Below are 2,245 nucleotides of genomic sequence, written 5' to 3'. Positions count from 1 at the left end.
GGTAGACAAGCACGCGAAGCTCCTGGTGGCTACGGGCAATCTTGGTCGAGAACCCGTCTACCAGGAGCTTCGTCGTTCCACCGATCTGTCCGACACGCGGTCAGCACCGTCAGGCTGGAAAAGGCTCCGTGTCTGCTCACCGACGAGGCCCGCCAGGTGTCCGCGTGGCTGCGCGCGGTGGCCGCAGGGACGCTGGACGTCACCGAACCTAATGCCGAAGGTGAGCTGTCGCCGGACCTGTCGTTCATCGAGCCGGTTGTGGCTTTCAGCCTCGGCAATCGAATCGCAGGTGGGACCACGGTGATTCGTGTTCATCTGTCCCTGGAGTCGGCGCCTCCGTGGCAACAGGGTGAGGACAGGGCTGACATCTACCAGTACGTTGTGGAGGTCAGGCTGGACGCCGCAGCGCTGCTTCGCGCGGCTGATCAATGGGACCTTTCTCTGGCTTTCCTCCCGCCCCGCTGATCCAGACGCCCGACATCCCTGTACAACCGATTCCCACCTGCTGGGGCCGGATGACCCTCTACGATCCGGTGCATGCTGGATCCCGAGTTGCTGGAACGGATCACCGCGCGGCGCGCGGAACTGGATGAGCTCGAAGAGGAGCTGGCCAAGCAGCTGATGGAGGTCCGGGCCGAGCGCGATGAGCTCGCCGTTGCTGAGAAGGTCCTGGAACGGATGAGCGAGCAGATCGCCGAGGAACGGGCAGTGTTCGCGCCGGTTCCTGGGCAGGTGGGCGGCCGGGCGGTGATCGTCATCCCGCACCGTGCGGCGAATGTGGAGGAGACCATGCTTCCGCCGGACTACCAGCGCATTCTCTCCGTCGTGCGGCAGGCCGCCGGCCCGGTCAAGGCCCGGCAGGTCGGCGAGGTGCTGGGGGTGGACGTCGGCGTGAAGAGCAAGCTGGAGCCGTTGCGCGGGAAACTGATCAGGCTGGCCGACCGCGACTGGCTGCGGAAACAGCCCGACGGACGGTTCACTACCCGGCTGTGACCATGGAAGCCGTGGCCCACGGGCGGCGCTGAGCGGCCGTAACCGGGGTGCCCCCGGCGGCTGTTGGAAATGTGTGACCATAACCAAAGAGCACACCGAGAGCACCTTCCCGCTTGTCTATCAGTGCCGTCTGTCGCTGTCCACGCGCACCGTGAACCACCTCGCCGACTTGCTGCGGCGTCACCTGAAGGTGATCGGGTCCAGGTGGCGGATCCTGCCGCCCGGGAAGATCGCGGTGATCGTCCTGGCCGTACTGCGCCACGACCAGCGCCTGACCGACATGGCCGGCGGCAACAACGTCTCCGAGTCCACCGTCCGTCGCTGGCGCGACGAGTTGATCGCTCTCCTCGCCGCGCAGGCTCCGCGCTTGGACCGCGCGCTGAAGAAGATCGCCCGTCAGGGTGGGGAGGTCGTCCTGATTGACGGCACCCTGGTCCCTACCCAGCGCCGCACCGGGAAGGACGACCGCAAGAACTACTCCGGCAAGCACCGCCACCATGGTCTGCACTTCCTCGCCCTCACCGACGAGAAGGGCCGCCTGGTCTGGATCTCCGCCGCCCGTCCCGGCCGCACCCACGACAACACCGCGGCCCGCCACGACCACATCCTGGCCCACCTACGCGCCGCCGGTCTCGGAGCGCTGGCAGACCTCGGCTTCCGCGGCCTGGACAACGACGTACTCGACCCCCTGATCGTCACCGGCTACCACTCCAGCCGCACCCACCGGCTCACCGCCGGCCAGAAGGAAGCCAACCGCGTACTCGCCGTCGGACGCGCACCAATCGAGCATGGCTTCGCCCACCTCAAGAACTGGCGGATCCTCACCAAGCTCCGCACCGACCCCGCCCACGCCACCCAGCTCCTGGACCTTGTCCCTGCGGAGTGGACACCTGTTCGTATCGTTATGCGGCGAGTGTCAGGGTAGCTGACTGCTGTTCGTAGGCGTTCGGTGCCTGCTGTCCGTTCGCCGAGTGTCGTCGGCGGGTGTTGTAGCGCGTGGCCCAGCGGAAGACGGCCAGGCGGCAGGCCCGGGCCCCGTCGTAGCGGCGGGCGCCACGGAGCGTCTCGCGTTTGAGGGCGGCGTTGAACGACTCGGCGAGTGCGTTGTCCGCGCTCGTACCGACCGCCCCCATGGACTGTCTGACGCCCAACTGCGTGCACAGCTCAGCGAATTGGCGGGAGCTGTACTGGGCTCCGTGATCGCTGTGGAAGACGGCGCCGGCCAGACTGCCGCGGACCCGGGCGGCGGACC

Annotated in this window: 4 protein-coding genes; 3 read left to right on the top strand and 1 reads right to left on the bottom strand. The window is 67.3% G+C overall.

Annotation, left to right across the window (positions count from 1 at the left end):
• The 3 genes from ORI94_RS35125 to ORI94_RS35115 form a co-directional block, all read left to right on the top strand.
• Positions 1-465: hypothetical protein (locus ORI94_RS35125; RefSeq protein ID WP_266083160.1), on the top strand; the 465-nt coding region annotated here is incomplete at its 5' end.
• Between the two features lie 72 nt (positions 466-537).
• The gene (locus ORI94_RS35120; protein ID WP_266083158.1) at positions 538-993 is read left to right on the top strand and encodes a hypothetical protein; all 456 of its coding nucleotides are present in this window, start codon (positions 538-540) and stop codon (positions 991-993) included.
• 73 nt (positions 994-1,066) lie between these two features.
• The gene (locus tag ORI94_RS35115) at positions 1,067-1,918 is read left to right on the top strand and encodes a transposase family protein (RefSeq protein ID WP_266083156.1); all 852 of its coding nucleotides are present in this window, start codon (positions 1,067-1,069) and stop codon (positions 1,916-1,918) included.
• On the opposite strand, the gene ORI94_RS35110 is transcribed toward ORI94_RS35115, so the two are convergent.
• A partial coding sequence (locus ORI94_RS35110) for an integrase core domain-containing protein (RefSeq protein WP_266083154.1) occupies positions 1,896-2,245 on the bottom strand: 350 nt, incomplete at its 5' end. The genes ORI94_RS35115 and ORI94_RS35110 overlap by 23 nt on opposite strands.

The organism is Streptomyces sp. NEAU-W12, assembly GCF_026242095.1.
In the GTDB taxonomy this organism is placed as follows: Bacteria; Actinomycetota; Actinomycetes; order Streptomycetales; family Streptomycetaceae; genus Streptomyces.
This window is presented reverse-complemented; position numbering and strand designations above follow the sequence as displayed.